Here is a 4,659-nt window from a genome sequence, read left to right on the forward strand (position 1 = left end):
CCTAGATAAAGATGCTTTTCTAAAACTCATGACAGTGCAGTTACAGCATCAGGATCCACTTAGTCCAATGGATAACTCTGAATATATCAATCAAATGGCTCAGTTCTCGTCAGTTGAACAGCTTTCCAATATCAGTTCAGCCATGACTTCGAATAATTCGCTCAGTGTTACCATTGCAGATCAGTTGACTCAATTGACAAGTCTTATTAAAAGCATGAATGAAACAAACAGTGGTGCATCAACTGATGTTAAAACAGGTCAAGAGAAGATTATAGAACAAAATGAAACCATCGTAAATGAATTAATCAAATTAAATAGTGCACTTTCGAGTTATTTTGCACCGACAGATAACTCAACAAGTGAAGAATTGCTTGCCAGCATAGGAATATAATTGAGAAGGTGTTACTGTGAATAATTTTAAAGGAATGAACAATGACTATGTTTTGAAGAGAACCAAGATTAATGGTGTTGATCCTTCAAAAAATGTTCAAAACATAAAAAATAAAAGTATACCTGAAGGACCGAGTTTTAATGAGGTTCTAAATAGAATAAAGTCAAATGATGAAGTAAAGTTTTCAAAACACGCCATCGATCGATTAAATTCTAGAAACATCCAGCTTTCTGATCAAGATATGAGCAGAATTAATTCGGCGATTGACAAAGCCGGCCAAAAGGGTGTTAAAGAAGCTTTGATTATGATGGATAACAAGGTATTTATAGCGAGCGTACAAAATAAGACCATCATCACTGCAGCCGTTGATGATCAATTAAAAGACAGTGTATTCACAAACATAGATGGAGCAGTAATCGTATAAAGCTGGACCTTTTAAGGAAGCTTTAACCCTCTGACTGATAGACGAGGGTTCACCTGCTCAAATAGGAGGTTATTTCGTTATGATGAGATCAATGTTTTCTGGTGTTTCGTCTTTAAAAGCGCACCAGTTAAGAATGGATGTAATCGGCAATAATATCGCGAATGTTAATACTGTAGGGTATAAAGCATCAAGTGTTTCTTTTTCAGAGATGTATTCGCAAACTTTGAAGGGCGCAAGTTCTTCAACAACCAACAGAGGTGGAACAAATCCAATGCAAGTTGGTCTTGGTACTAACGTGGGATCAATTTCAGTTAACCATACAAAGGGTTCGATTCAAAGAACTGACGTTGCAACAGATTTAATGATCGACGGTGAAGGTTTCTTCATGGTAACGGATGACGCCAATGGTCAAAACAAGTATTTTACAAGAGCTGGAAACTTTTCTATGGACGAGCAAGGCTTTTTAACCACAGCAGATGGTTTAAAAGTGCTCGATAATAATTTTAAACCAATTCAAGTTAACATGTCTGATACAAAGATGGCGACATCAAGTAAAAACATCCTTGTAAATGGTAACTTAAATTTTAACGATGTAGATTATAATACAACAGTTGACGTGTATGATTCATTAGGCGACGTTCATACTTTAAATGTCAATTTTGAAAATGCACCACTCGCAACAACGACACCTAAAACTTTAACAAATGCTGCACCAAATACAATTGCCTTAAATGACCCGACAAACTACAATGATGACGGGACTGTAAACGTGCAAGCCCATAATTATTCATACAGAAAAATGACGATATCAGATTCTGATGGTAATCAAGTTTTACCGGCAGTACCTGCATTGCCGGCTTTACCAGATGATTTATATGCCATGTTCAATGAAAATGGTGAAATTGTTGACTTAGTTTCCTTTGCTGCTGGAACAGATCCAACTTTAGCGGCAAGTGTTGATGTGCCTTATGCAGCAAATCTAGTCATCTCTGTACCTGGCGCAGCAGACATCACTTTGCCAGTTGATCGCTCTATGTTCTTTGCAAACGGCGACGTTACAGACTCGAGAATTTTTACTCAATACAGTCAAGAATCAGATGCAAAAGGCATTCAGCTTGAAGGAAATTCAGCAGGTACAATTTACTCTTTTAACATCTCATCAAAGGGTGAGGTTGTGGGCATCTATACCAATGGTGAACAGAAAACGCTCCAAACCATCGGTTTGGCTTCATTTGATAATGCAGGTGGTTTGATGAAAATCGGAAGTAATTTATTCCAACAAACACCTAACTCAGGCGTTCCGAAGTATGGTACACCTTCAACAGGAAGCTTTGGAGATCTAACACCAGGAGCACTTGAAATGAGTAACGTTGACCTAGCAGCACAGTTTACTGATATGATCACGACTCAAAGGGGCTTCCAAGCGAACTCAAGAGTTATCACAACCAGTGATGAAATTCTTCAGGAACTTGTAAATCTTAAGAGATAATAGTTAACTACCCGTAGTGTCCCTACGGGTAGTTTTAGTGTTTTACAGTGAATGGGAAGCATTTTGGAGGGTATAATGATTAAAGTGACAAAGCTAAACGGCGAAAAAATTTATGTGAATTCAAACCTCATCGAATTCATTGAAGAGACACCGGATACCATGATGACCTTAACCACAGGTAAAAAAATTATTCTCAAGGACAAGGTGGAAGAGGTAATTGATAAAATTATTGAATACAACCAAAAAATCAGTAAATAAGTTGCATGTAATCATTTAAATTGCTAAGTGTGAGTGTTTATTATAAAATAGATAATATAATCACGTGATTAAAGTCAGATTTAACAATTTAAATGAGCTATATTTTAAAGAAGAGGTGTACAATTTGGATATTACTACAATTATAGGGGTTGTTCTAGGACTGGCATTAGTTGGATGGTCAATTTTAAGTGGTAGTGAACTTAAAAATTATATCAATGCACCATCGCTTGTAATCGTATTAGGTGGTATGATCGCCGGTTGGCTTGTTGCGTTTCCGCTTAATGAAGCTTTAAACATTGGAAAGATCTTTGCGAAAACCATTAAAAACAATGAGTTTGATATTGATCAAATCATTACCAAAATTATTGAACTTGCAAACGTAGCGAGAAGAGAAGGTCTGCTTGCACTTGAAGAAGCTGTAGCAGAAATCAAAGATGATTTCCTGCAGAAGGGTGTTATGCTAATTGTGGATGGTACAGACCCTGAACTTGTTAAAAATATATTGGAAACAGAAATTGATAACCTGTCTGAAAGACATGCTAAGAGTAGAGCTCAACTTGAAGTTATGGGGTCACTTTGTCCGGCCTTTGGTATGGTTGGTACCCTGGTAGGACTTGTTGCCATGCTTCAAAATCTATCAGATCCTTCTTCAATCGGACCTGCTATGGCGGTAGCCTTGTTGACAACTTTCTATGGTTCTTTATTTGCGAACTTGATCTTTATTCCTATGGCGAGCAAGCTCAATTTAAAATCAAATGAGGAAGTACTTATCAGAAGTGTAATGATAGAAGGGCTTTTATCAATTCAAGCAGGTGAGAACCCAAGAATTATAGAAGAGAAATTAAAAGTTTTCTTACCACCTTCAGTCAGAAAGACAGTAGGAACTCAGGAGGCGAATTCAGATAATGGCTAAGGATAAATGTCCAGAGTGTAAGCAAGGTGCACCTGAATGGATGAATACTTATGGTGACATGGTTACACTTTTAATGTGCTTTTTCGTTTTGTTATTTGCTTTTTCATCGATAGATGCCCAAAAGTTTGAAGCGGTAATGATTTCGTTTCAAGGTTCTGCAGGCGTTTTAGAAGGCGGAAAAAGTCTCTCCGAAGCACCAATGATTTTTGATGCTATGCCAGAGAGTCAGACGTCAAGTGAACAAGTTGTAGAACAAAACAAGTTAGAAGCACTAAAAGAAAAAGTAAATGAATATATCAGTGAAAATCAAATGCAGGCTGAAGTTGATGTTCAACTTGAAAATTATGGTCTGATCATTAGATTTAAGGATAATGTCCTTTTTGATTCGGGAAGTGCAGTGATTAAGACTGAGTCATATGATATTTTAACTTTTTTAGGCAATTTGCTTAATTCGGAAGAGTTTGTAAATGAGCAAATTAGGGTTGAAGGACATACGGATAATGTACCGATTAGAACGGCAATTTATCCAACCAACTGGGAACTTTCTGCTAATAGAGCGACCAATGTTGTTAAATTCTTTATTGAAAACGGCCAAATGGTACCCGTGAGGTTGTCTGCTTCAGGCTATGGTGAATATCATCCGATTGCTACAAATGACAGCTCGGAAGGTAGAGCTGCCAACAGGCGTGTTGATATAGTTGTCGTTAAATCGGTTAATACAGATCAAAATAGTGAAAGTCAGGGAGGACAATAGTATGAATAAAAAGTTGTTGATCATTATTGCAGTAGCGGTCTTATTAGTGGTCGTAATTGGGGTTGTCTTGTTTGTATTTGTTTTAAACAAACCAGCTGCCGAACCAGAAATCGTATATTTGGAATACCGTTTAGATGAAGCCTACTCAAATCTATCTGATGAGGGAAGTAGTAAGATTATAAAGTATCAAGTAACCATTGAATACACAAACGCTGAAATACTTGCTGAAATCGATAAGAACAAGACGAAAATCATCAACAACATCGATGAAATCATGAGAGCGACATCGTCGGCTGATATTGATAAGCCAAACGGCAAGCAAAGAATTAGAGATCGAATTAAGGAAATGGTTATTGAAGTCTTGGAATCAGATGAAGAGACCATTACAGATGTTTATATTCAACCTTTTATTGTTCAGGGCTAAAAAAAA

At 37.0% G+C, this 4,659-nt stretch carries 7 protein-coding genes; all 7 read left to right on the forward strand.

Annotation, left to right across the window (positions count from 1 at the left end; all coding sequences use genetic code 11):
• A partial coding sequence (locus AC220I_RS18395; protein ID WP_486725323.1) for a flagellar hook assembly protein FlgD occupies positions 1-391 on the forward strand: 391 nt, incomplete at its 5' end.
• A gap of 16 nt (positions 392-407) precedes the next feature.
• Entirely contained in the window at positions 408-815 is a 408-nt protein-coding gene (locus AC220I_RS18400) for a TIGR02530 family flagellar biosynthesis protein (RefSeq protein ID WP_486725324.1), read from the forward strand.
• A 79-nt stretch (positions 816-894) separates the two neighbouring features.
• Positions 895-2,304, forward strand: coding sequence for a flagellar hook protein FlgE (locus AC220I_RS18405; RefSeq protein ID WP_486725325.1), 1,410 nt, complete (start codon positions 895-897; stop codon positions 2,302-2,304).
• 75 nt (positions 2,305-2,379) lie between these two features.
• Positions 2,380-2,562: a flagellar FlbD family protein gene (locus AC220I_RS18410; RefSeq protein WP_486725326.1), complete on the forward strand. Its 183-nt coding sequence runs from the start codon at positions 2,380-2,382 to the stop codon at positions 2,560-2,562.
• Between the two features lie 124 nt (positions 2,563-2,686).
• On the forward strand, positions 2,687-3,475 hold the full coding sequence (locus AC220I_RS18415; RefSeq protein WP_486725327.1) for a motility protein A: 789 nt from the start codon (positions 2,687-2,689) through the stop codon (positions 3,473-3,475).
• Positions 3,468-4,229: an OmpA/MotB family protein gene (locus tag AC220I_RS18420; RefSeq protein ID WP_486725328.1), complete on the forward strand. Its 762-nt coding sequence runs from the start codon at positions 3,468-3,470 to the stop codon at positions 4,227-4,229. Before AC220I_RS18415 ends, AC220I_RS18420 begins: the two co-directional genes overlap by 8 nt.
• 1 nt (position 4,230) lies before the next feature.
• Positions 4,231-4,653 carry a flagellar basal body-associated FliL family protein gene (locus AC220I_RS18425; RefSeq protein WP_486725329.1) on the forward strand — a complete coding sequence of 141 codons (423 nt, stop codon included), beginning with the start codon at positions 4,231-4,233 and terminating at the stop codon, positions 4,651-4,653.
• Positions 4,654-4,659: the final 6 nt, after the last annotated feature.

The sequence above is a fragment of the Fusibacter sp. genome, from assembly GCF_057447755.1.

What these genes read in the sequence shown, in the direction of transcription:
- AC220I_RS18405 (WP_486725325.1), top strand. Translation starts at nt 895, where the DNA reads ATGATGAGATCAATGTTTTCTGGTGTTTCGTCTTTAAAAGCGCACCAG.
- AC220I_RS18410 (WP_486725326.1), top strand. Translation starts at nt 2,380, where the DNA reads ATGATTAAAGTGACAAAGCTAAACGGCGAAAAAATTTATGTGAATTCA.
- AC220I_RS18420 (WP_486725328.1), top strand. Translation starts at nt 3,468, where the DNA reads ATGGCTAAGGATAAATGTCCAGAGTGTAAGCAAGGTGCACCTGAATGG.
- AC220I_RS18425 (WP_486725329.1), top strand. Translation starts at nt 4,231, where the DNA reads ATGAATAAAAAGTTGTTGATCATTATTGCAGTAGCGGTCTTATTAGTG.